We start from the raw sequence: 24,105 nt of genomic DNA, 5'->3' as shown, positions 1-24,105 counted from the left end.
AGAACAGAGGATGAAGGAAATCCTCCAACTCCTGATCCTGGCGTTGGAGATCGTCAAGCGCTTGCTTGATCTCTTCAGCTAGCATCGGGCTGGCGGGCAGGGGGGCGGAATCCCCCTGCCCGCCAAGCCTGATATTGCCCCATCCGTGCCTGTAGTCAACCGCCGGTATAGAAACTCTTACGCCGCCAGCCCGCCGCCCAGTTCGATGCGGACCTCCACCACGCCGGGCTCGTCCAGGTTCTCCTTGCGGACGAAACCCAGCGCGCGGCACATGTTCAGCATGTTGGTGTTCTCGCGCAGAACCTCGCCATAGACCTCCTTGATGCCGCGCGAGCGGGCGTAATCGAGGATCTTGTTCATCATGATATAGCCCAGACCCTGGCCCTTCATGTCGGACCGCACCATCACCGCATATTCGGCGCGGCGGTTGTCGGGGTCGGCGGTGATGCGCACCACACCGTACATGATGGTGTCGCCGGTCTGCGGGTCGGGACCGACGGCGATCAGCCCCATCTCGCGGTCATAGTCGATCTGGGTCAGCCGTGCCGCCGCCTGGTGCGACAGCCGCTTCAGCGGGGCGAAGAAGCGCAGGCGCAAATCTTCCGCCGTCTGGTTCTCCACCAGATGGTGCACCAGCGGCTCGTCCTCCGGCAGGATCGGGCGGACGAAGAACTGGCGGCCGTCCTTGATGGTGATGCGGTCTTCCAGCGACTTCGGATAGGGGCGGATCGCCAGCCTTGCCGCCCCGGCCAGGGCCGGCACGCCGACCTTGATGCGGGCGTCCAGCGCCGTCACGCCCTCTGCGTCGGCCAGCAGCGGGTTGATGTCCATCTCGGCGATCTCGGGGAAATCGACGACCAGCTGGCTGACCTTGTTCAGCGTCAGCGCCACCGCGTCGAGATCGACCGCCGCGCGCGAGCGGTAGCCCTGGAGCTGGCGGTGGATGCGGGTGCGGCTCATCTGTTCGGCCGCCAGCTTCATGTTCAGCGGCGGCAGGGCCAGCGCATAATCCTCCACCACCTCGACGCCGATGCCGCCCTCGCCGAACAGCAGGACCGGGCCGAACATCTCGTTCTCGGTCATGCCGACGATCAGCTCGTAGGCATCGGGGCGGACGGCCATCTCCTGCACGGTGAAGCCTTCGATCTTCGCCTCCGGTGCCAGTTCGGCGACACGGGCCAGCATCGCCTCGGCCTCCGCCTTCACGTCCTCCGGGCTGGTCAGGCCGAGAGCGACGCCGCCGACGTCGGACTTGTGGGTGATGTCGTGCGACAGGATCTTCAGCGCGATCGGCCCGCCGATGACGCGGGCGGCGGCGGCGGCCTCCTCCGGCGTCTGGGCGACGCGGGTGTCGACCACCGGGATGCCGTAGGCGGCCAGCACGCGCTTGGCCTCATACTCGCTCAGCCACTCGCGCTTCTCGGCCATGGCGCGGGAGATCACCTTCTTCACGGTGATCTCGTCGGGCTGGAAATCCTCGGCCACCGACGGCGGGGTCTCCATCAGAAGCTGCTGGCTGCGGCGGTAGCGCACCAGATGCATGAAGGCGCGCACCGCGTCGGACGGGCCGCTGTAGGTCGGGATGCGCCCGTCGGCGAACAGTTTGCGCGCCTCCACCGCCGACTGGTCGCCGATCCAGCTGGTCAGCACCGGGTGGCGGCGCGCCTTGTTGGCCTGCACCGTCTCCGCCACCGCCTGGGCGATGGCCTCGCTGTCGGTCAGGGCGGACGGGCAGTGCAGGACCAGCACGGCGTCGTTGCCGGTGTCCTGCATCAGCGCGTTCAGGGCCTCGGCATAGCGCTTGGGCGTGGCGTCGGCGCCGATGCGCAGCGGGTTGCGGAAGGGGGTGCCGCCCGGCTGCCCCCCACCCGGCTGCGGACCCAGCGCCTTGGCCAGCGCCTCCTGCGTCTCGGGCGCCATGGCGGCGAGCCGGCCGCCGGCCTGGATCAGCTTGTCGGTGGCCATCACCCCCATGCCGCCGCCGTTGGTCAGGATCGCCAGCCGGTCGCCGGTGATCGGCACCCCGGTGCCCAGCGTGCCGGCGGCGTCGAACAGCTCGGCCAGATCGTTCACCCGCAGCACGCCGGCCCGGCGGAACACCGCGTCATAGACGGCGTCCGACACCGCCAGGGCGCCTGTGTGGCTGGCCGCGGCCTCCTGCGCCTCGTCCGACCGGCCGGCCTTGATGACGATCACCGGCTTCTGGCGCGAGGCGGAGCGGGCGGCCGACATGAATTTGCGGGCCTGGGTGATGCTCTCGATATAGAGCAGGATGGCGCGCACGGTGACGTCGGAGGCCAGATAGTCCAGCAGGTCGCCGAAATCGACGTCGCCGCGGTCGCCCAGCGACACCAGATGCGAGAAGCCGATCCCGCGGGAGGTCGCCCAGTCGGCGACCGAGGTCAGCACCATCGAGCTTTGCGCCACCAGCGCCACGTCGCCCTTGCGCGGCGCCACCGGCGCGAAGCTGGCGTTCATGCCGCGGCTGGGCACCATGGCGCCCAGGCTGTTCGGCCCCAGCACCCGCATCAGATAGGGCTTGGCGGTGTCCAGCATCGCCTGGGTCTGGTCGGCCGACATGCCCTTGGTCATGACGATGGCGGCCTTGGTCCCGCGCTTGCCCAGCGCGTCGATGGTCGCCGCCACCGTGTCCGGGGCGGTGCAGATGACGCCCAGGTCCGGCGTGATCGGCAGGCTGTCCACCGTCTTGTAGGTCAGCACCCCTTCCACCGCGCGCTCGGTCGGGTTGACCGGCATCACCGGCCCGTCGAAGCCGGCCTGGAACAGGTTGCGGGCCACCACCGCCCCCACCGTGCCGGGTTTGCGGCTGGCGCCGATCAGGGCGATGGAGGCGGGCTTGAACAGCTTGTCGAGGTTGCGAACGGTCATGACCGGATCCGGTGCAGGAATATGGCGCCGGCCCCCAGTCTGCCACGGGATGCCGACGGTTTTGATGACGAACAGCGCCGGCCCGGACTTTCATCCCCACCATTTGCTGCGACGCAACATTACGGGTTGGTATGACCATTGGGCAAGGGGGCGTTTCGTCGCGCCTATGGAAAACCAGGGCGGGGGAAAACGGGAAAGGATTGAAAACAAGGGGGAGTTGTCGTGTTGCGCCTTGCGGCGGGAGGCCGACCGCCCGCAAGCTGTGATCGTCCGTACGCCAACTTGTGCAAGGGAGCCTGTTCATGAAGGTCGGAATCGTCGGGGCGGGGTTCGTCGGCAGCACCGCCGCCTTCGCCATGGTGACCACCGGCGCGGCGAGCGAGGTCGTGCTGGTCGACATGAACGAGGCGCTGGCCCAGGCCCAGGCCCAGGACATCGCCCATGCCGTGCCCTTCACCCATGCCGTCACCGTCCGCGCCGGCTCCTACGCCGCGCTGGAGGGGGCGGGGGTGGTCGTGCTGTCGGCCGGCGTCGCCCAGAAGCCGGGCGAAACCCGGCTGGACCTGCTGGAGCGCAACGCCAAGGTGTTCGGCGCCATCATTCCGGAGGTGCTGAAGGCGGCACCCGACGCCGTGCTGCTGGTCGCCAGCAACCCGGTCGACGTGATGACGCAGATCGCCACGCGGATCAGCGGGCTGCCGCGCAACCGGGTCATCGGCTCCGGCACCGTGCTGGACACCGCGCGATTCCGCGCCCTGCTGGCCGAACAGCTGGCGGTGACGCCGCGCTCCGTCCACGCCCATGTGGTGGGCGAGCATGGCGATTCGGAGGTTCTGCTGTGGTCGAGCGCCACCGTCGCCGGCTTGTCCGTCGAGCAGGCGGCCGCCCAGCTCCGCCGCAGCCTGACGGCGGACGACCGCGCCGCCATCGACGAGGGCGTGCGCCGCGCCGCCTACCGCATCATCAACGGCAAGGGCCACACCGCCTTCGGCATCGGCGGCGGGCTGGCCCGGCTGGTCTCGGCCATCGGCGCCGACGAACGGATGGTGGCGACCTGCGCCATGCTGACCGACGACGTCTGCGGCGTGCCGCAGGTGGTGCTGTCGCTGCCGCGCGTCATCGGCGCCGGCGGCGTGGTGGACACCATCCTGCCCAACCTGTCGGCGGAGGAGGAGACGGCGCTCCGCCGCAGTGCCGAAATCCTGAAGGAGGCCGCTGACGGCGTCGAACGCCGGATGGGCTGGAGCGGTTGACGCTACCCGGCATGGTCCGTCGACACATGATCCTTCAGCCCCGCCGCCAGCCCGTCGAAGACGGCGCGGCAGCGGGGGGTGGAGCGCAGATCCTCGTGCATGGCGACCCACATGCCCATCGGCATGTCGAAGGCGTCGGCCAGCAGCCTGACCAGATCGGGAGTCCGCCGCGCCAGCGGGACCTGGCAGATGCCGATGCCGAACCCGGCCTCGATGGCTGACAGCTGGGCCAGATGGCTGTCGGACCGCAGGGCGAAGCGGGGCAGGGCGAGGCCCGGCGCCCGCCGCATCATGGCGCGGATGTCCGGCGTTTCGCGGTCGAAGCCGATCAGGCTGTGATGGCCGAGATCCTCCAGGCACTGCGGAGTGCCGTGGCGGTCGAGATAGTCGCGACGGGCGTGCATGCCGAGTGCGACGACGCCGATCCGCCTGACCAGCAACGCCTGCTGGTCGGGCTCCACCATCCGCACCGCGACGTCGGCATCGCGTTGCAGCAGATCGTCGACGGCGTTCGACAGCACCAGTTCGATCTCCAATGCTGGATGGCGTTGGCGCAAGTCCGCCAGGATCGCCGGCAGGATGCGGGCGCCCACCACCTCGCTGGCGGTGACCCGCACCGTGCCGCGCACCTCCGCCCCGCCACCCGCCGTTCCATAGCCCGACGCCCCATAGCCTGACGCCGTGCGCCACAGGCTGGCCGCCGCCGCGTCCAGCGCCTCCGCCTGCGGTTTCAGCGCCAGCGCCGCGTCGGTGGGGTCCAGTCCGCGCGGCGAGCGCACGAACAGCGAGCCGCCGATCGCCTCCTCCAGCGCCGCGACATGGCGGGCCAGCGTCGGTTGTGTCAACCCCAGGGCACGCGCCGCCGCCGACAGAGACCCCTCGCGGATCACGGCCAGGAAACTGCGGTAAAGGTCCCAACTGGGCGGCGGCTGGCTCATCGATTTCAGTATAGCGGTTAGCCGCAGTTCGACAATTCCGTTTAGCCATCCGTCGGGACCATCCTGTCCCCATCACCAAGCGAAAGGCGATGGAGGCTGCGATGGCAGGACAGATGACCGGCATGCAGGCGACCGGGGCGGGCAGGACCGCTCTGGTTCTGGGGGCGACCGGCGGGATCGGCGGCGAACTGGCACGGGCGCTGGCGGCGCGCGGCTGGAGGGTGCGCGGGTTGCGCCGCAAACCGGCTGAACAACTCCAGTCGCAGCCGAAGCCGGACGGCATCGAGTGGGTGGTCGGCGACGCGATGAACGCCGCCGACGTGGCGGCGGCGGCCGAGGGGGCGGCGCTGATCGTCCATGCGGTGAACCCGCCCGGCTACAAGGATTGGGACCGGTTGGTTCTACCCATGGTCGACAACAGCATCGCCGCGGCCTGTGCCAACCGCGCCCGCATCCTGCTGCCCGGCACCGTCTACAATTACGGCCCCGACGTCTTCCCGCTGATCCCGGAAACCGCGGCGCAGACCCCGCTGACCCGCAAGGGAGCCATCCGGGTGGAGATGGAGCGCCGTCTTCATCTTGCAGTGGGACAGGGTGCGCGGCTGTTGATCCTACGCTGCGGCGACTTCTTCGGACCCAAGGCCGCCAACAGCTGGTTCAGCCAGGGGCTGCTGACGCCCGGCAAGCCGCCGACCCGCATCAACCAGCCGGGCCGGCCGGGGATCGGCCATCAATGGGCCTTCCTGCCCGACGTGGCGGAAACGGCGATGCGCCTGCTCGACCGCGAGGTGGAACTGGGCGACGACGCGATGTTCCATATGGACGGCCATTGGGATGCCGATGGAAGCCGGATGGTCGCGGCCATCGCGCAAGCCCTCGGCAAGCCCGGCCTGCCGGTGCGGCGGATGCCCTGGTGGCTGCTGCGGCTGGCCGGTGTGGCGGTGCCGCTGTTCCGCGAACTCGGCGAGATGCGCTATCTCTGGCAACGCCCGGTGCGGCTGGACAACCGCCGCCTACTGGCTTTCCTGGGCGAGGAACCGCACACGCCGCTGGAGCTTGCGGTACGCCGGACCCTTGAAGGGCTGGGGCATCTCCCCGCTCAGCCGGCGGACATGCCGGAGGCGGGGAGACACATACCCGACCTTGCGATCTCAAGCCATCAAGGCTGAAGCCGCAAGGTTCAAACAACCAACCCTCAGACCACCGGGCCCGGATTGCCCTTGTTGGCTTCCAGGGCGCGGGCGAGGCCTTCCTCGATCTTCTTGGCGGCCTCTTCGGCGTTGCCCCAGCCGCGGACCTTCACCCACTTGTTCTTTTCGAGATCCTTGTAGTGCTCGAAGAAGTGGGCGATCTGCTCGGTCACGATGGCCGGCAGGTCGGTGTAGTTCTTCACGTCGGTGTAGAACGGGTGCAGCTTGTCGACCGGAACGGCCAGCAGTTTCTCGTCCTCGCCGGCCTCATCCTCCATGTACAGGACGCCGATGGGGCGCGAGCGCAGGACCGCGCCCGGGACGACGCCGTGCTGGCCGACGACGCAGACGTCCACCGGGTCGCCGTCACCCGACAGGGTGTGCGGGATGAAGCCGTAGTTGCAGGGATAGAACATCGCGGTGTGCAGGAAGCGGTCGACGAACACGGCGCCCGAGTCCTTGTCGACCTCGTACTTCACCGGCTGGCCGCCGATCGGAATCTCGATGACGACGTTCACGTCCCAGGGCACATTCTTGCCCGCGGCGAGCTTGCTCAGATCCATGTATCGCGTTCCTTCGACTGGCGTATTCAGGGCACGTTCTTGTTTTGGCGCCGATGCCCGGTCCGGCGCCACGCGGGGCGGGAGTTTAGGCGGAACGCACCCTGAGTCCAAGGAACTTGCGCGGGCTCTTGCGCAGGTGCGGCAAAGCGGCAACCCTGCCGGTCATGCCCCGTCCGATCCTCCTTCTTTTCACCCTTCTGGCCCTGCTGGCGCCCCATCCGGGTCTGGCGGAGCCGCCGCATCACGGCATCGCCATGCATGGCGATCTGGCCTTGCCGGCGGACTTCACCGCCCTCCCCTATGTCAACCCGGCGGCGCCCAAGGGCGGGACCATCCGGCAGGCTGTGACCGGCAGCTTCGACAGCCTGCACCCGCACATCGTCAAGGGCGTGCCGGCGCTGGGCATGGGCTACGTCTTCGAAACGCTGCTGACGCGCTCGTGGGACGAGCCCTTCTCGCTCTACGGGCTGCTGGCCGACCGGGTCGAGGTGGCGGACGACCGCTCCGCCGTCACCTTCCACATCGACCCGAAGGCGCGCTGGCAGGACGGCACGCCGCTGACCGCCGCCGACGTGCTGTTCTCGCTGGAGGCGCAGCGGCGGGACGGCACCCCCAACCGCCGCCTGTTCTACGCCAAGGTCACGGCGGCCGAGGCGCCCGACCCGCAGACCGTCCGCTTCGCCTTCGCCGCCAATCCGGACGGCAGCATCGACCGCGAGATGCCGCTGCTGATGGGGTTGATGCCGATCCATTCCAAGGCCTTCTGGTCGACCCGCGATTTCAGCCGGACGACCTTGGAGCCGATCCTGGGCAGCGGCCCCTACCGCGTCGCCTCGGTCGATCCCGGCCGCCGCATCGTCTATGAGCGGGTGCGCGACTATTGGGGCCGCGACCGGCCGGTCCGTGTCGGGCAGTTCAATGCCGACCGGCTGGAGTTCGATTATTACCGCGACGATTCGGTGGCGCTGGAGGCCTTCAAGGCGGGGCAGGGAGACGTTCGTTACGAAAGCGATCCGGCCAAATGGGCCACCGGCTACGACGGTCCCGCCTTGCGTGACGGCCGCATCGTCCGGGAGGAACTGCCCAACCACCGCCCCGAACCGGCCCGCGGCCTGATCTTCAACACCCGCCGCCCCCTGTTCGCCGATGTCCGGGTCCGCCGGGCGTTGGGGATGGCGCCGGATTTCGACTGGATCGGCCGCAGCCTGTTCCACGGCCTGCTGACCCGCACCGCCAGCTATTATCCCAACTCCGAGCTGGCCGCCCAGGGCCTGCCGCAGGGCGAGGAGTTGCAGGCGCTGGCGCCCTTCCGCGACCGGCTGCCGCCCGACCTTTTCACCAAACCCTTCACCCTGCCGGAAGCCGGCAATGGTAGTGGCAACGGGCCGGCCGGCCTGCGCGCCAACCGGCGCGAGGCGCTGCGGCTGCTGGAGCAGGCCGGCTGGCGGGTGCGCGACGGCCGGCTGACCGACGATGCCGGAAACCGTTTCGCTTTCGAAATCCTGCTGTCCGATCCGTCGGAGGAGCGGGTGGCGCTGGAGTTCGCCCGCTCGCTGGAGCCGCTGGGGATCGCGGCCCGCGTCCGCACGGTGGACAGTGCCCAGTTCCAGGCCCGTCTGGAGCGTTTCGACTTCGACATGACCATGCGCTGGTGGGCGTCCAGCCTGTCGCCGGGCAACGAGCAGCTCTATTATTACGGATCCGATGCGGCCGGGCAGGAGGGTAGCCGCAACCTTGCCGGCATCCGCGATCCGGTGGTCGATGCGCTGGCCCGCTCCATCGCCGCCGCCACCACGCGCGACGCCCTGGTCGGCCGGGTGCGGGCGCTCGACCGGGTTCTGCTGCGGGGGCATTACATGGTCCCGCTCTATCACAGCCCGGTCGACCGCATCGCCCGCTGGGCGACCCTGCACCGTCCCGCCGTCACCCCGCTCTATGGCCCGATGCTGGAAAGCTGGTGGGTGGAGTAGCGGACGGGACAATGGCTGATGGGACAATGAAAACGGCTGGCGGCTTCCCTTGCGCTCTCCCTCGCCGCACCGCATCATCGCGGCAAAGACAACGTCGGTAACGACGAGACGGGGGAGTTTGCCAACCATGACGACCGCCAAGCAGCGCTTCACCCTTGCCGCTTTCGCCGTGCTGGCGCTGGCCGCCGCATCGCAGGCGGCGCTGGCCCAGCCGCGCACCGACCTCGTCGTCGGCATGGCGCTGGAGCCGCCGCATCTGGACCCGACCGCCGGTGCCGCCGGGGCGATCAAGGAAGTCACCTACGCCAACCTGTTCGAACCGCTGCTGCGCGTGGATGCCGACGGCAAGCTGGTGCCGGGGCTGGCGGAGCGCTGGAGCGTGTCGGACGACGGGCTGACCTACCGCTTCGCCCTGCGCCCCAACGCCAAGTTCCACGACGGCACCACCGCCGATTCCGCCGACGTGAAGTTCACGCTCGACCGCGCCCGCGCCGCCGAGTCGGTGAACGCGCAGAAGGCCTATTTCGCCCCCATCGCCAAGGTGGAGACGCCGGACCCGCAGACGGCGGTCGTCACCCTGTCGCGCCCCGACGGGCTGTTCCTGTTCCACATGGCGAGCGGCGACGCCGCCATCGTCGCCCCGGAATCGGCGGCGACCAACAAGCAGAAGCCGGTCGGCACCGGCCCCTTCAAGTTCGACCGCTGGGTCGCCGGCGACCGCGTCGTGCTGGTGCGCAACCCCGACTATGACGGGGCGAAGCCGAAGATCGACCGCGTCACCTTCCGCTTCATCAGCGACCCGGCCGCCCAGGTGGCGGCGCTGAAGGCCGGCGACATCGACGCCTTCACCCTGTTCAGCACCTACGAGGCTCTGCCGGAATTCCGCAACGATCCGGCCTTCACGGTCATGGTCGGCTCGACGGAGGGCGAGACGCTGCTGTCGACCAACAATGCCCGCAAGCCCTTCGACGATGTCCGCGTCCGCCGCGCCATGGCCCACGCCATCGACCGCCAGACGCTGATCGAGGGCGTGCTCTACGGCAACGGCGTCGCCATCGGCAGCCATTTCCCGCCGCACCGCGAGGGTTATGTCGACCTGACCGGGATGTACCCCTACGACCCGGCCAGGGCGAAGGCGCTGCTGGCCGAAGCGGGCTATCCGAACGGCTTCGACACCACGCTGCGCCTGCCGCCGCCGCCCTACGCGCGCCGCGGCGGCGAGCTGGTCGCCGCCATGCTGGCCGAGGTCGGCATCCGGGCGAAGATCGAGCCGGTGGAGTGGGCGGCCTGGCTGGAAAAGACGTTCAAGGGCAAGGATTACGACCTGACCATGATCGCCCACACCGAGCCGCTGGACATCGACATCTACGCCCGGCCCGACTACTACTTCAATTACAGGAGCGAGCGCTTCAACGCCCTGAACGAGGAGCTGAACCGCACCCAGGACCCGGCCAAGCGCAACGCCCTCTACGGCGAGGAGCAGAAGGTCCTGGCGGAGGATGCGGTCAACGGCTTCCTGTTCATGCTGCCGTCGGTGACGGTGCAGAAGGCCGGGCTGACCGGCATGTGGGTGAACCGCCCGGTGCAGGCCAACGACGTCACCGGCGTTTCCTGGAAGTGACGGCGAGGCAAATCGAGTTGGCCAAGTAAGGATAGCCCCCGCGTGCTTGCGTTCCTGCTGCGACGGCTGGTCAGCCTGATCGTCACCGTCTGGCTGGCCAGCATCGTGGTCTTCACGGTGCTGCAACTGGTTCCCGGCGACCCGGCGCTGCTGATGCTGGGCATCGATGCCCAGCCCGACACGCTGGCCGCGCTGCGCAGCCAGATGGGGCTCGACCGGCCCATCCTTACCCGCTACCTGCATTGGGCCGGCGGGCTGGCGCGCGGCGATCTCGGCGTCAGCCTGACCTATGCCCGCCCGGTGGCCGATCTGGTGGCGGAGCGGCTGGCGGTGACCCTGCCGCTGTCCCTGCTGTCGCTCGTCCTCAGCACAGTGCTGGCCCTGCCGCTCGGGCTGCTGGCGGCGGCGCGGCGGGGCAGGGGGAGCGACTGGGCGGTGCTGGGCTTCGCGCAGCTCGGCGTGTCGATGCCCAGCTTCTGGATCGCCATCCTGCTGATCCTGCTGTTCTCGCTGACCCTGCACTGGTTCCCGGCCGGCGGCTTTCCCGGCTGGAGCGCCGGCATCGGCCCGGCGTTGCAGGCGCTGCTGCTGCCGGCGCTGGCGCTGGCGATTCCGGAGGCCGCCATCCTCGCCCGCGTCACCCGCACCGCCGTGCTCGACACGCTGGGCGAGGACCATATCCGCACCGCCCGCGCCAAGGGGGTGGGCCGCATGGCCGTGCTGCTGCGCCATGCCCTGCCCAACGCCCTGATCCCGGTGGCGACGGTGCTGGGGCTGCAGATTTCCTTTCTGGTGGCGGGTGCTGTGGTGGTGGAGAATGTCTTCACCCTGCCGGGGCTCGGCCGGCTGCTCTATCAGGCCATCGGCCAGCGCGACCTGATCGTGGTGCAGGGGGTGGTCGTGCTGCTGGCGCTGTTCGTCGTGCTGGTCAACGCCCTGGTCGACATCGCCTGCGCGCTGGCCGATCCGCGGCCCCCGGCCTCAGGGAACGGGGGAGCGTCGTGAAGCGCCGCCTTCCGCTCTCCCTCCATCTCGGCGCCGGGCTGACCCTGCTGCTGGTCGCCATGGCGCTTCTGTCGCTGCTGTGGACGCCCTACCCGGCGGAGCAGGTGCGGGTGATCGCCCGGCTGAAGCCGCCCACCGCCGCCCATTGGCTCGGCACCGACCATTTCGGGCGCGACGTGCTGTCGATGATCATGGTCGGCGCCCGCAACTCGCTGGCCGTCGGTGCGGCGGCGGTCGGGCTGGGGCTGCTGGGCGGCGTGCCGCTGGGGCTGCTGGCCGCTGCGCTCGGGCGCTGGGGGGACGAGGCGGTGGCGCGGCTGGGCGATCTGGTCTTCGCCTTTCCCGCCGTGCTGACGGCGATCCTGCTGACCGCCGCCCTGGGCGCCGGGGCGATCAACGTCGTCGTGGCGCTGGCCCTGTTCAACGCCGCGGTGCTGGCCCGCGTCACCCGCGGCGCCGCGCTGGCGGTGTGGCGGCGGCCCTTCGTCGGGGCGGCGCTGGCGCTGGGGCGGGGGCCGCTGTCGGTGACGCTGGTGCATGTGCTGCCCAACATCGCCGGCATCGTCGTGGTCCAGGCCACGATCCTGTTCGCCGTCGCCATCGTCAACGAGGCGGCGCTGAGCTATCTCGGCCTCGGCATCCAGCCGCCCAGCCCCAGCTGGGGCAAGATGCTGGGCGACGCCCAGACCTACCTGTTCACCGCCCCGTTGCAGGCGGTCTTTCCGGGTGTGGCGATTGCGCTCAGCGTCATGGGGCTGACGATGCTGGGCGACGGCTTGCGCGACTGGCTCGACCCGCGGCACCGGTCGTCCGGCGTGATGTGAGCGGGGGTGACGTGACCCTTCACCCCGCCTGCCGTGTCCGCTCCGACAGTTCGATCAGGTCCATCAGCTCGTTGCTCTTCCAATAGCGCGACTTGCCCACCTCGGTGCGCGCCGTGGCGACGAGGTCGTCGATGATCGCCTGTTCGTCGTCGCCAAGCTCGCCGCCGCGTTCCAGGCGGTGCGACAGCAGGCGGGTCATGTTGTGGCTGAAGGTGGGAATCCAGGCGCTGACCCGCTGGCCGAACACGCCGGCGATGGCGTTGATGCGCAGGAGATGCTCCATCCGCTCGTCGAGCGGATCGCTCTCCTCGAACTTCATCGCCTTCTCAACGTTGGCGCGCAGCTCCTCCAGCAGGGTTTCGCGCCACTTCACCAGATCGTAGGTCTCGAAACCGAAGTCGCGCGACATCGCCTGCCAGCGCCACAGCAGCCGGTCGAGCCAGACGATGTCGGCATGGTCGATCACCGGCTGGCGACGGGCGGCGGCGGCCTGGGCGGAGCGTTCCATCGCCACCGCGGCGACGCGGCTGCCGATGATCTTCGCCGCCTGGGTCCAGGCGTTGCGGAAGGCCGGCTCGCTGCGCCGGTCCTCCATCAGCCCGGCCGAGGTCGCCGCGTGGACCAGTTGGTCCAGCCGCTGCACCAGCGCCTCCAGCCGCGCCTTCTCCTTGGCGCTGGGCCGGATGGCGGAGCCGGGGACCCGCTCGTTCAGCTTCAGGATGACGCTCAGCGCCGCGGTCAGCGCGCGGGTGACGCCGATGAAATGGCCGGTCAGTGCCGCGGTCATGGCGTCGCCGCGGCCGGGATCGACGCCGCTCTGCCGGATATAGAGCGCCGCCACCGGATAGTTGCGCTTCACCGACAGCACCGACAGCGGCAGCATGGCCGCCAGATCGTCGCCGCAGCGGTCGCGCAGCGATTCGGTGGCGTCCAGCAGCAGGTCGGCCAGCCGGTTCGCCTCCATCTCGCCACTGCAACTGGCGGGGAAATCCTCCAGCCGGTCGGCGACCGGCTTCACCGGCCCCTCGGCTCCTGTCAGGACCAGATGCATCAGCCGCAGCGTGGCGAGGTCGATGTGCGGCGTCTTTTCCAGGAAGCCCGACATCAGGCGGGTGCGGCGCGGCCGGTTGCGCGACATGCCGGCCAGCAGCTCGTCCGTCGCCTTCTTGTTCGCCAGCACGGCGTCGAGATGCTTCACCGACGCGACGCGCATCCGCTCCTTCATCACCATGGCGACGGGGGAGCGCAGGATGCGGTCGATCACGTCGCCGCGCGCCATCTCGTCCAGCGTTTCCTGCGCCTCGACCGCCAGCAGGGGGAAGGCGTCGCGGCTCAGCGCCTCCCACAGGGCGCCGACATCGACCCGTTGCAGCATGCCGGGGATCGAGACGCCGGAATGGTACAGCACGTCGTCGTCGATCAGGAAGGCTTCGAACAGGTTGGTGAACAGGCGGCGGGCGCGGTTGGTGCGCTGGCGGTTCAGATACTCGATGACATATTGGCGGACGAGCTGGACCCGGTCGGTCGGCTCGCTGTCCATGCCTTCGATCTCGCTCAGCAGGCTGTAGACGAGGCTGGCCGGCAGCCGCGTCACCAGGGCGTCGATCTTCCGGCGCAGCTCTTCCTGATGCAGCTCATCCGGGCGCAGGTCGCCGGTCAATTCGTCGCTCATGCGCGGGCCGCCACGCGATGTTGAAGGCGTCGGCGGGCGCAGGCGCTCCGCCGCGCGTCATTTAGGACGCAAACTGTAAATTTTTATGTAATGAACCCGGCGCGCCCTTCCCGCCCGGCCGGATGGGGCCGGGCGGGAAGGACGCGCCCAGGTTCAGGGCCGGGCGGGCGCCGGTCAGCCGTTCCGCTGCTTGGCGATCGGCTGCGAGAATTGCAGTTCGATGTCCCAGGGGAAGTGGATCCAGGTGTCCTGGCTGACTTCGGTGATGAAGGTGTCGACCAGCGGCCGGCCGGCCGGCTTGGCGTAGACGGTGGCGAAATGCGCTTTCGGCAGCATCTTGCGCACGATCTCCGCCGTCTTGCCGGTGTCCACCAGGTCGTCGATGATCAGCCAGCCCTCGCCGTCGCCGGCATTGGCGCCTTCGACGCCCTTCAGGATCGTCGCGTTGCGCTGCTGCTGATGGTCGTAGCTGGAGACGCAGACGGTGTCGATCATGCGGATCTCAAGCTCGCGCGCGATGATCGCCGCGGGAACCATGCCGCCGCGCGTGATCGCGATGATGCCCTTCCACGGGCCGCGGTCGATCAGGCGCCAGGCCAGCGCCTTGGCATTGCGGTGGAGCTCTTCCCAGGACACCGGGAAATGCTTGTTGAAGGGGGCTTCGGCCACGGTACTGACTCTCCAAAAACAGCAAGTGGACTGTATAACCCAGCCGCCGCCGCCCGGCAATTGCGGCCGATTCTTAATCGAGCGTCCGACTGGCGGGTCTCTCGCTGCCGGGACGGTCCGGCAGCGGTGGGCAAGATGAACACGGATTTCACGGATCACAGCACGGATTTCACGGATGCGGCGTTCCGAAGCGGCTTTCGTCGGGAAGAGCCGGAGCGCCGGCAAGCTCGGAAAAATCCGTGTAATCCGTGCCGAAATCCGTGACATCCGTGTTCATCTTGTCCTTCGGACGCGCGGCTTTCCCAGCCACCCGCCGGCTTCCTCTGCGCCATCGAAAATTCTTGAAAAAAGCGCTTGCGGGTCGGGAGGCTTCTGAGTATGTTGCGCGCCTCGACGCCGACGGCCTGCCGCCGACGCCGGGATCGAAAGATACACAGCGCGCCCGTAGCTCAGCTGGATAGAGCATCAGACTACGAATCTGAGGGTCAGGAGTTCGAATCTCTTCGGGCGCGCCATCTTTCCTAAATCCGATACTGACGACTGGGCGGCCTCTGGCCGCCTTTCGTGTTTTCAGGCCCAGGCCTTGGACAGGACTTTTCCGGTCAGGTCGTCCCGCCTGCCAAATCTTCGCATGTCGCGCGGCCCGGCGGAAACGGGCGGGACCACCGGCCCCGCCCAGTCCTCGACCGGAGACGTCCGCCGCTATGCCCGCCGGATTTCCGTCAGGAAGCCGCCGACATCGTCCTTCAATGCTTCCGCCTGCCGGTTCATCAGCTCCGCCGCTTCCAGCACGTCGGCGGCGACGGTGCGCGACTGCTCCACCGTCCGGGCAAGGTCGGAGATGCTGGCGGAGATGCGGCCGGCGGCGGTCGACACCTCCTGCACGTTGCGGGCGATCTCGTTGGTCGCCGCCCCCTGCTCCTCCACCGCGGCGACGATGCCGGTGGTGACGCCGTTCATCTGCCGGATCACCGTCGACACCGACCGCACGCCCTCGACGGCGTCCTGGGTCATGGCCTGGATGCGGGCGATCCGGTCGGTGATGTCCTGGGTGGCGCGCCCCGTCTGGGTGGCGAGACCCTTGACCTCGCTGGCGACGACGGCGAAGCCCTTGCCGGCCTCCCCCGCACGGGCCGCCTCGATGGTGGCGTTCAGCGCCAGCAGGTTGGTCTGGCCGGCGATGTCGCCGATCAGGGTGACGATGGCGCCGATGGCCTCGCTGGCGGCGGCCAGCTCGACGATGATCCTGTCGGTCCGCTCCGTCCGCTCGATGGCGTCCTGCGAGATGGTGGCGGATTCCGCCATGCGCCGGCTGATCTCGCCGATGGAGGCCGACAGCTCCTGCGCCGCGGCGGCCACGGTCTCGACGCCGGCCGAGGCCTCGTGGGCGGCGGTGGCGACGGCGCCGCTGTCGCCGGCCGACTGTTCCGAGATCCGCGTCACCGCTGCCGAGGTCCCCATCAGGTGGGCTGCGGCGCTCTCGACCGACCGCAGGCTGGTGCCGACCCGGCCGCTGAAATCGCCGCACAGCCGGTCGACCGCCGTGGTGCGCGCTGCCGCCGCCGCCTGGGCGGCGACCTGCGCCTCGACCATGCCGGCATGCTGGCGCCCGTTGTCGCGCAGCACCAGCAGCGCCTGCTGCATCCGGCCGATCTCGTCGCCGCGCCCGTCGTTCGGCAGCTCGACCTCGTAATCGCGCTGGGCCAGCCGGTCGATGGCCACGGTCAGGATGTGGATCGGCCGGGTCACGCGGCGCCACACCAGCAGCAGACCGGCGGCCGACAGCCCGATGGCCAGGGCCAGTATGGCGGACTGGATGAACAGTTCGCGCTCGGCCTGGCCCGCCTTCCAGTCGGCATGGGCCACCATCTCCTCAAGCGTGGCGTTGACCAGCGCGTTGAGCGGCGCCTGATCGGCGGCCTCGCGCTTCACCCAGGCATCGGCGGTGATGTCCGGCTTGCCGCCGGTGGACAGGGCGTCGAGCACGATCCTGCGCCGGGCGCCGCCGGTCTCGAAGAATTTGCTCTGGGCGGCCTCGACCGCCTCGACGATGCGCGTGGGCGTGTCGGGACGCTTCGCCGCATCGGCGATGATCCGCCAGGCGGTGTCGATCCGGCCGCGTTCCTCCGCCGCCGTCAGGATTTCCGCCTGGGTCCAGGGCCGGCCCTCGCCGATGGCGGTGCTGGCCGACAGGATTTCGGTGGAGGTGCGCAGCCGGACGACCCAGGCGGCGCGTTTCAGGGCCAGAAGCTGGTCGGTGGTCGGATCGACCAGGGCGATGCCGGCATCGACGGCGTCGGTCGCCGTCTGCACCGCGGCCAGATAGGCGTCGGTGAGCTTCGGCCAGGAGTCGGCGACGGTGCGGTCGCGCGTTGCCTTCGGCGTGCGCAGTGCTGTGTCCACCTGCCCGCGCAGCTGGTTCAGGGCGTCGTGGCTCGACCGGATCGCCATCGCGTATTTGCCGAAACCGGCAGGGTCGAGCCGGTCGAGCGCCGCCATGCCGGGGGCGAAGGCGGCCTCGGCCTTCCCGCGCAGCTCGGCCACCGCTTTCACCGTGGCATCGTCGGCCACCGCGTCCGCCCGCAGCGGGACCAGCGTCGTGGCGCGCTCCAGCCGCACCGAGCGCAGGGCCTCGTAAAGCTGCCGGCTGGTCGCGGCGAGCGTGGCGACGCGGCCGGCATCGCGGGCGTTGCGCGCCGTATCGACGAGGTCCGAGACGCTCGTGAACACCGCGAGCAGTCCGATGCTGCCGATCACCACGCTGAGAACCGCTCTGAGCGAAGTCTTTCGAAGCTGAATCATGGGCACGTCACACTTCATCCGTATTGGCTGAGATACCGCTTCGTCGCTGGTGTGCGTCCCGCTCCCGACAACGTGACCGTTCTTCTTCAAGCCGGAACATTCATTCCAATGAACAGCATGCTTGCTGTTCATTGTTTTCCTGTTCAACGGAGAGGCCTTTCGGCTTTTTGGCGAAAATTCAGAAGTCTACGTTTATCCAGGCCGCATCATACTCAGGGAAACCTCTTATGAAACCTTAATATTGCGACGATATGTCACACGAAATACCGCTTCCATTGTATGGATCCGCAAATTGTCGGTGCAGATACAGCAGCGCGGGGAGTGGGAAATCGTGAACGGACCGGCGGCGGGGCGGGGTGCGATTTTTCGATAAAAAAGCGCTTGCGGGTCCGGGGGCTTCTGAGTATGTTGCGCGCCTCGACGCCGACGGCCTGCCGCCGACGCCGGGATCGAAGGATACACAGCGCGCCCGTAGCTCAGCTGGATAGAGCATCAGACTACGAATCTGAGGGTCAGGAGTTCGAATCTCTTCGGGCGCGCCATTCTTCAAAAGCACAGCGATCGACATGCAAGGCCGCCTCCGGGTGGCCTTTGTCGTTTGGGGTTCCGCTGATGAGCCTCGTCGCGCTGGCGCAAGCCCCGGTGGCTCCTCTACACTCGGGGCCCGCACCACTGGATGCATGGCCATGCCCCGCAGCGACTTCTATCCGCCCATCGACCCGTTCCAGACCGGCACGATTGCCGTCGACGGGCTCCACACGGTCTATTGGGAGCAGGCGGGCAACCCGCGCGGCGTGCCGGTGATGTTCCTGCATGGCGGTCCGGGGGCCGGCGCCTCGCCCACCCACCGCCGCTTCTTCGATCCCGCCCATTACCGCATCGTCGTGATGGATCAGCGCGGTGCCGGCCGCTCCACGCCGCTCGGCGAAACGCGCGAGAACACCACCGAACGGCTGGTCGAGGACATCGAGACCCTGCGCCGCCATCTCGGCATCGAGCGCTGGCACCTGTTCGGCGGCTCCTGGGGCTCGACGCTGGCGCTCTCCTATGCCCAGACCCATCCGGACCGCTGCTTGGGCCTGATCCTGCGCGGCATCTTCCTGATGCGGAAGAGCGAGATCGACTGGTTCCTCTATTCCATGCGCATCCTCTTCCCCGAGGCCTGGGCCGCCTTCGCCGGCCACATCCCGGAAAACGAGCGCGGCGACCTGCTGGAGGCCTTCTGGAAGCGGCTCGATTCGTCCGACCCGACGGTGCGCATGGCCGCCGCACGGGTGTGGAGCATCTATGAGGGAAGCTGTTCCTCACTGCTGCCGTCGCCCGACCTGATCGCGGCCAGCGGCGAGGACCGCCACGCCCTGGGGCTGGCGCGGATCGAGGCGCATTACTTCCGCTCCAACCGCTTCACGCCGGAGGACAAGCTCCTGCGCGACGTCGACCGCATCCGCCATCTGCCGGCGGTGATCGTGCAGGGCCGCTACGACATCGTCTGCCCGGTGATCTCCGCCGACGCGCTGCACCGCGCCTGGCCGGAGGCCGACTACCGCATCGTTCCCGATGCCGGCCATTCCGCCATGGAGCCCGGCATCCGCGCCGCGCTGATCCAGGCGACGGAGCGGTTCAAGGAATATCGGTGACGGGCGCTGCGGGGAGCCGCTGAGGCGGGGACAGGATTGACACGGATGTCACGGATTTAGACACGGATTTCACGGATTTTTCTTGAGCTTGGCGGCGCCCGCAAATTTCCCGGAGGCAGCGGCCTCGGGGCGCCACATCCGTGAAATCCGTGTCTAAATCCGTGAAATCCGTGGAGATCTTGCCCGCCGCTCCCGCACTCTCCAAGCAACCGCCCTTGCGCCAATCCCCCTCCCACCCCACACTCTGCCGATGCCTGAACTTCCCGAAGTCGAGACGGTGTGCCGGGGCCTCGCCCCGCATCTCGAAGGCCGGCGGCTGGTCCGTGTGGAACAGCGGCGGCCGAACCTGCGCACCCCCTTTCCGCCGCGCTTCTGCGAAAGGCTGACCGGGCGCGTGGTCACGTCGCTGCGGCGGCGCGCCAAATACATCCTGATGCATCTGGACGACGGCGGCGTGCTGATCGCCCATCTCGGCATGTCCGGCCGCATGATCATCGCGCCGGAACGGCCCGACGCCTTCGACAAGCACGATCATGTGGTGTTCGAGACCGATGCCGGCACCATCGTCACCTTCAACGACGCCCGCCGTTTCGGGCTGATGGACCTGACGGTGGCCGACGCGCTGGGCGACCACCCGATGCTGCGCAATCTGGGGCCGGAGCCGCTGGGCAACGAATTCTCCGGCCCCGACCTCGCCCGCCGGCTGGCCGGCAAGATCACCCCGATCAAGGCGGCCCTGCTCGACCAGAGCATCGTCGCAGGTCTCGGCAACATCTATGTGTCGGAGGCACTCTACCGATCCGGCATCCTGCCGACCCGGACTGCAGCCAGCCTGACCGCCGGGGAGGTCGACCGCCTTGCCGGCGCGGTGCGCGAGGTGCTGGAGCGCGCCATCGCCGCCGGCGGCTCCTCGCTGCGCGACTACCGGCAGGCGTCGGGGGAGCTGGGCTATTTCCAGCACCAGTTCGCCGTCTACGACCGGGAGGGGGAGGGCTGCCCCGATTGCGACTGCGACCGCGCCCGGACGGGGGGCGTTCAGCGGATTGTACAGTCGGGCCGCTCGACTTTCTTTTGTGCGGCGCGCCAACGGTGATATAGCTGGGAGCATGACGGCTCTACCGGCCATGCTCCGGGCGGCGTCCGCCGCTTTCCTCCTTGCCGGCCCCGCAGTTGCGGGCCTGGGGAGCTTCCTCATTCCCATTCCTTCGGTACTGGCAGCCCAGCTTGCCGCAGCCGAGTCCGGGCCTTTCGTCCCCGGCACCACCGACGTTCCGGTGATGCCGGGGCTGGCGTCCGCCGAATCGGAGCCGCTGGTCTTCGACAAGCCGGGCGGGCGGATCGTCCAGGCCGTGCTGTCGGGCGACGTGCCGCGACAGGCGGTGCTGGCCTTCTACGACCAGACCCTGCCGCAGCTGGGCTGGCGCCGGACCGCCGACCGCGTCTTCGTCCGCGACGGCGAGGAACTGCGGCTGGAGTTCCCGCAGGCCGCCCAACAGGCCGTCCAAAAGGCAAGGCCCGCCACCGGGACTGCCGTCCGCTTCACTTTGACGCCGCGCTGATCGCGGGAACACCCGCCATACTCGCGCGCCGTCGCCATTTGTCGCCATCGAACGACCCTCAACAACCACGAGTCCCGGAAGCAACCGGGCTCGCCCCATCGGGAGAGTGCTGCAGCCATGTCCTATGAAACCATCCTCGTCGAGACGCGCGGCCCGGTCGGCCTGATCACGCTGAACCGTCCGAAGGCGCTGAACGCGCTGTGCGACCAGCTGGTGACCGAGCTGGGCCAGGCGCTGGACGCCTTCGAGGCCGACAGCGCCATCGGCGCCATCGTCGTCACCGGGTCGGAGCGGGCGTTCGCCGCCGGCGCCGACATCAAGGAGATGGCCGGCTTCTCCTATATGGATGTCTACAATTCCAACTTCATCACCGCGAAGTGGGAGCGGCTGGCCAAGTGCCGCAAGCCGACCATCGCCGCGGTCGCCGGCTTCGCGCTCGGCGGCGGCTGCGAGCTGGCGATGATGGCCGACTTCATCCTGGCCGCCGACACCGCCAAGTTCGGCCAGCCCGAGGTCACCATCGGCACCATCCCCGGCGCCGGCGGCACCCAGCGCCTGACCCGCTTCGTCGGCAAGTCCAAGGCGATGGAGATGGTCCTGACCGGCCGCATGATCGATGCCGCCGAGGCCGAGCGCTGCGGCCTCGTCTCCCGCATCGTCCCGGCCGCCGAGCTGGTCGAGGAGGCGGTGAAGGTCGCCACCAAGATCGCCTCGCTGTCGCAGCCGGTCATCGCCATGGCGAAGGAGGCGGTCAACGCCGCCTACGAGACGACGCTGGCCGAGGGCGTCCGCTTCGAACGCCGCCTGTTCCATTCGACCTTCGCCACCGAAGACCAGAAGGAAGGCATGGCGGCATTCGCCGAGAAGCGCCAGGCCGCCTGGAAGAATCGCTGAGTCGTCGCGCCAGCTTCGACTCTGCCGCTGGAGCCGTCCCCTGCATCTTGCGGGGGGCGGTCCAGATCCCATCAAGATGTCGTTCAAGTACGATTAGTCAAAATCATCGGGCGTCCACGCCTTGACTCGCGGTGCGCTGCCGCGTATAAGGCGCGCTCGCATCACGACAGCCGTGTCGTTCGGAGTAGGGTTTCCATGGCCAATCATAAGTCCGCTGAAAAGCGCATTCGTCAGACCGAGCGTCGCACGGAAGTCAACCGTGCCCGCGTCAGCCGCATCCGTTCCTTCGTGAAGAAGGTCGAGGGCGCGATCGAGAGCGGCGACAAGTCCGCCGCCGCCGAGGCGTTCAAGTCCGCTCAGCCGGAGCTGATGCGCGGCGTGTCGAAGGGCGTGCTGCACAAGAACACTGTGTCGCGCAAGCTGTCGCGTCTGTCGGCTGCGATCAAGGCTCTCTGATAGAGCTTTCATACGCTGCTTTCAAAAAGCCGCGCCCGTGACTCGGGGCGCGGCTTTTTGCGTTTAAAGTAAATCTGTCGATGCTCGACAATTGTCTTAGATTGTTCTGAGGGCCGTGTATGAGATTCGGGATCGGTCATGCGGTCAATGCGAACGTTTTTATCTTTTTGGCCCGTTCGCCATCTGTCCCATTGCCAGATTTCCGCAGCATGGTTAGACTTTTGGTCCATTCGGTCGGGCGAAATAGGGTGATGAAACACTCTGTGTCCGCCTGAACACAGCAGTGAAATACTGAAGGTCTTACGCCGGATCAGGGCTTGTTGAGTCCCGGTCGTTCGCACGATCTTCTTTTACTTACAAGCTGTCGCGCCTGGGGCGGGATTTTCAATCCCGTCGACTCCGGCGTGTGCTTTTCGGTTATAGTGTTCCGTTCGGTTTTTCCTTGCCCGGAGTCTTTCGGGCTGGACCAGACGGCGGCCATCCGGTTTTGGCCGGCCGGCGGAAGGAGCGGGGGTAAGGGAGCATGTCGGTCGGCGTGTCGTTGGATCAGCAGTGGGCGCGCATTCGCGGACGCCTGAAGGAAGAGGTGGGCGAGATCGCCTACCGGAGCTGGCTTCAGCCGCTGTCCGTCGCCAGCCTGATCGGCGGCGAGGTGTGCATCGTCGTGCCCACGCGATTCATGCGCGACTGGGTGCTGACCCACTATGCCGACCGCATCCGCGCCCTCTGGTCCGGCGAGAATCCGGAGGTGCAGTCGATCGACGTCATCGTCGCCTCCACCAGCCCGCCGGCGGCGCTCGTCGCCGACAATGACGACATCGACGACGACCGCCCCGCTCCGCCCCGTGGTTTCGATTCGCGCGGTTTCGATTCGCGCGCTGCCGATTCCCGTCCCGCTCCCCGCCCGGCCCCGCCGCCGGGGGCGCAGTCGTGGTCGTCGATGCGCCCGTCCGAATCCGGATTCTCCGGCGATCAGGCCCCGTCCACCGTCTACACCTCGGCCTCCTATGGCGGGGCGTCGGACGAATCGCCGACCGGGGTGCCTGCGATTCTGGAGGACCGCTCCGACCTGTCGGCCGCACTCGACCCGCGATTCACCTTCGAGAATTTCGTCGTCGGCAAGCCGAACGAGCTGGCCCATGCCGCCGCGCGCCGCGTCGCCGACGCCACCACCGTGACCTTCAACCCGCTGTTCCTCTATGGCGGGGTGGGGCTGGGCAAGACCCACCTGATGCACGCGCTGGCCTGGCAGATCCGCAAGAACGACCCGAACCGCAAGGTGCTCTACCTGTCGGCCGAGAAGTTCATGTACCAGTTCATCCGGGCGCTGCGCTTCAAGGACACGATGGCCTTCAAGCAGCAGTTCCGCTCGGTCGATGTGCTGATGATCGACGACGTGCAGTTCATCAGTGGCAAGGACAGCACGCAGGAGGAGTTCTTCCACACCTTCAACGCGCTGGTCGACCAGAACCGCCAGGTCATCATCTCCGCCGACAAGAGCCCGTCCGACCTGGAAGGCATGGAGGAGCGTCTGCGCTCCCGCCTCGGCTGGGGGCTGGTCGCCGACATCCACCCGACCACCTACGAGCTGCGCCTCGGCATCCTCCAGGCCAAGGCCGACGCGCTCCAGGCCAGCATCCCGATGAAGGTGCTGGAGTTCCTCGCCCACAAGATCACGTCCAACGTGCGCGAGCTGGAAGGGGCGCTGAACCGCATCGTCGCCCATGCCGAGCTGGTCGGCCGCTCCATCTCGCTGGAGACGACGCAGGAGGTGCTGCACGACCTGCTGCGCGCCAACGACCGCCGCGTCACCATCGACGAGATCCAGAAGCGGGTGGCGGAGCATTACAACATCCGCGTCGCCGACATGCATTCCGCCCGCCGCGCCCGCGCGGTGGCCCGCCCGCGCCAGATCGCCATGTATCTGGCCAAGCAGCTGACCGCCCGCTCCCTGCCGGAGATCGGCCGCAAGTTCGGCGGCCGCGACCACACCACGGTCATGCATGCGGTCAAGAAGGTGGACGAGCTGCGCGCCACCGATCCGTCCTTCGCCGAAGATGTCGAGCTGCTGCGCCGCATGCTCGAAAGCTGAGGATCGTTCGGCTAATCAATCAATGGCCCAATCAACCGCGACGTGTCGCCACGCCGCTATGCCATCGCACT

General features: G+C 68.3%; 19 protein-coding genes and 2 tRNA genes. 14 read left to right on the top strand and 7 right to left on the bottom strand.

Going from position 1 to position 24,105, the window contains the following annotated elements:
* Positions 1-177: 177 nt before the first annotated feature.
* The gene (locus tag CRT60_RS34040; protein ID WP_098740758.1) at positions 178-2,889 is read right to left on the bottom strand and encodes a bifunctional acetate--CoA ligase family protein/GNAT family N-acetyltransferase; all 2,712 of its coding nucleotides are present in this window, start codon (positions 2,887-2,889) and stop codon (positions 178-180) included.
* Between the two features lie 302 nt (positions 2,890-3,191).
* Between CRT60_RS34040 and CRT60_RS34035 the strand changes: the two genes are divergently transcribed.
* Positions 3,192-4,142 carry an L-lactate dehydrogenase gene (locus CRT60_RS34035; RefSeq protein ID WP_098740757.1) on the top strand — a complete coding sequence of 317 codons (951 nt, stop codon included), beginning with the start codon at positions 3,192-3,194 and terminating at the stop codon, positions 4,140-4,142.
* Positions 4,143-4,144: 2 nt separating this feature from the next.
* Here CRT60_RS34035 and CRT60_RS34030 read toward each other — a convergent pair whose 3' ends face one another.
* Positions 4,145-5,080: a LysR family transcriptional regulator gene (locus CRT60_RS34030; protein ID WP_098740756.1), complete on the bottom strand. Its 936-nt coding sequence runs from the start codon at positions 5,078-5,080 to the stop codon at positions 4,145-4,147.
* Positions 5,081-5,181: 101 nt separating this feature from the next.
* Here CRT60_RS34030 and CRT60_RS37675 point away from each other — a divergent pair, with 101 nt between their 5' ends.
* Positions 5,182-6,249, top strand: a complete 1,068-nt coding sequence (locus CRT60_RS37675) for an NAD(P)H-binding protein (RefSeq protein WP_280177260.1) — start codon at positions 5,182-5,184, stop codon at positions 6,247-6,249.
* A 26-nt stretch (positions 6,250-6,275) separates the two neighbouring features.
* On the opposite strand, the gene ppa is transcribed toward CRT60_RS37675, so the two are convergent.
* Positions 6,276-6,833, bottom strand: a complete 558-nt coding sequence (ppa, locus tag CRT60_RS34020; RefSeq protein WP_012975242.1) for an inorganic diphosphatase — start codon at positions 6,831-6,833, stop codon at positions 6,276-6,278.
* 164 nt (positions 6,834-6,997) lie between these two features.
* Between ppa and CRT60_RS34015 the strand changes: the two genes are divergently transcribed.
* The 4 genes from CRT60_RS34015 (at position 6,998) to CRT60_RS34000 (ending at position 12,253) form a co-directional block, all read left to right on the top strand.
* On the top strand, positions 6,998-8,803 hold the full coding sequence (locus CRT60_RS34015) for an extracellular solute-binding protein (protein ID WP_098740755.1): 1,806 nt from the start codon (positions 6,998-7,000) through the stop codon (positions 8,801-8,803).
* A gap of 127 nt (positions 8,804-8,930) precedes the next feature.
* Entirely contained in the window at positions 8,931-10,424 is a 1,494-nt protein-coding gene (locus tag CRT60_RS34010) for an ABC transporter substrate-binding protein (RefSeq protein ID WP_098740754.1), read from the top strand.
* 42 nt (positions 10,425-10,466) lie between these two features.
* Entirely contained in the window at positions 10,467-11,429 is a 963-nt protein-coding gene (locus CRT60_RS34005) for an ABC transporter permease (RefSeq protein WP_098740753.1), read from the top strand.
* The gene (locus CRT60_RS34000) at positions 11,426-12,253 is read left to right on the top strand and encodes an ABC transporter permease (protein ID WP_098740752.1); all 828 of its coding nucleotides are present in this window, start codon (positions 11,426-11,428) and stop codon (positions 12,251-12,253) included. Before CRT60_RS34005 ends, CRT60_RS34000 begins: the two co-directional genes overlap by 4 nt.
* Before the next feature lie 19 nt (positions 12,254-12,272).
* On the opposite strand, the gene CRT60_RS33995 is transcribed toward CRT60_RS34000, so the two are convergent.
* The 3 genes from CRT60_RS33995 to CRT60_RS36350 all read right to left on the bottom strand — a co-directional run bounded on the left by CRT60_RS33995 (position 12,273) and on the right by CRT60_RS36350 (position 14,904).
* Positions 12,273-13,925, bottom strand: a complete 1,653-nt coding sequence (locus CRT60_RS33995) for a hypothetical protein (RefSeq protein ID WP_098740751.1) — start codon at positions 13,923-13,925, stop codon at positions 12,273-12,275.
* Positions 13,926-14,099: 174 nt separating this feature from the next.
* Positions 14,100-14,594, bottom strand: a complete 495-nt coding sequence (gpt, locus tag CRT60_RS33990) for a xanthine phosphoribosyltransferase (protein ID WP_042693907.1) — start codon at positions 14,592-14,594, stop codon at positions 14,100-14,102.
* 169 nt (positions 14,595-14,763) lie between these two features.
* Positions 14,764-14,904 carry a hypothetical protein gene (locus CRT60_RS36350; RefSeq protein ID WP_161958149.1) on the bottom strand — a complete coding sequence of 47 codons (141 nt, stop codon included), beginning with the start codon at positions 14,902-14,904 and terminating at the stop codon, positions 14,764-14,766.
* Between the two features lie 128 nt (positions 14,905-15,032).
* On the opposite strand from CRT60_RS36350, the gene CRT60_RS33985 reads away from it, so the two are divergent.
* Positions 15,033-15,109 (top strand) — tRNA-Arg (locus tag CRT60_RS33985).
* 187 nt (positions 15,110-15,296) lie between these two features.
* Here CRT60_RS33985 and CRT60_RS33980 read toward each other — a convergent pair.
* The gene (locus CRT60_RS33980; protein ID WP_161958148.1) at positions 15,297-17,396 is read right to left on the bottom strand and encodes a methyl-accepting chemotaxis protein; all 2,100 of its coding nucleotides are present in this window, start codon (positions 17,394-17,396) and stop codon (positions 15,297-15,299) included.
* 465 nt (positions 17,397-17,861) lie between these two features.
* On the opposite strand from CRT60_RS33980, the gene CRT60_RS33975 reads away from it, so the two are divergent.
* The 7 genes from CRT60_RS33975 (at position 17,862) to dnaA (ending at position 24,034) form a co-directional block, all read left to right on the top strand.
* Positions 17,862-17,938: transfer RNA gene (locus CRT60_RS33975), tRNA-Arg, on the top strand.
* Positions 17,939-18,082: 144 nt separating this feature from the next.
* The gene (pip, locus tag CRT60_RS33970; RefSeq protein ID WP_098741177.1) at positions 18,083-19,033 is read left to right on the top strand and encodes a prolyl aminopeptidase; all 951 of its coding nucleotides are present in this window, start codon (positions 18,083-18,085) and stop codon (positions 19,031-19,033) included.
* A 250-nt stretch (positions 19,034-19,283) separates the two neighbouring features.
* A complete protein-coding gene (gene mutM, locus CRT60_RS33965; RefSeq protein ID WP_098740749.1) occupies positions 19,284-20,126 on the top strand; it encodes a bifunctional DNA-formamidopyrimidine glycosylase/DNA-(apurinic or apyrimidinic site) lyase in 843 nt (280 codons plus the stop codon).
* A gap of 13 nt (positions 20,127-20,139) precedes the next feature.
* Positions 20,140-20,592 carry a hypothetical protein gene (locus CRT60_RS33960; RefSeq protein WP_098740748.1) on the top strand — a complete coding sequence of 151 codons (453 nt, stop codon included), beginning with the start codon at positions 20,140-20,142 and terminating at the stop codon, positions 20,590-20,592.
* Positions 20,593-20,709: 117 nt separating this feature from the next.
* Complete coding sequence (locus CRT60_RS33955; RefSeq protein ID WP_098740747.1) at positions 20,710-21,486, top strand: enoyl-CoA hydratase; 777 nt, start codon at positions 20,710-20,712, stop codon at positions 21,484-21,486.
* A 195-nt stretch (positions 21,487-21,681) separates the two neighbouring features.
* The gene (gene rpsT, locus CRT60_RS33950) at positions 21,682-21,942 is read left to right on the top strand and encodes a 30S ribosomal protein S20 (RefSeq protein WP_098740746.1); all 261 of its coding nucleotides are present in this window, start codon (positions 21,682-21,684) and stop codon (positions 21,940-21,942) included.
* Between the two features lie 523 nt (positions 21,943-22,465).
* Entirely contained in the window at positions 22,466-24,034 is a 1,569-nt protein-coding gene (gene dnaA, locus CRT60_RS33945; protein ID WP_098740745.1) for a chromosomal replication initiator protein DnaA, read from the top strand.
* Positions 24,035-24,105 lie beyond the last annotated feature (71 nt).

It is taken from the genome of Azospirillum palustre, assembly GCF_002573965.1.
GTDB classification, from domain to species: Bacteria; Pseudomonadota; Alphaproteobacteria; order Azospirillales; family Azospirillaceae; genus Azospirillum; species Azospirillum palustre.
The sequence above is the reverse complement of the archived record's forward strand: the minus strand, read 5'-3'. Positions and strand labels throughout refer to the sequence as shown.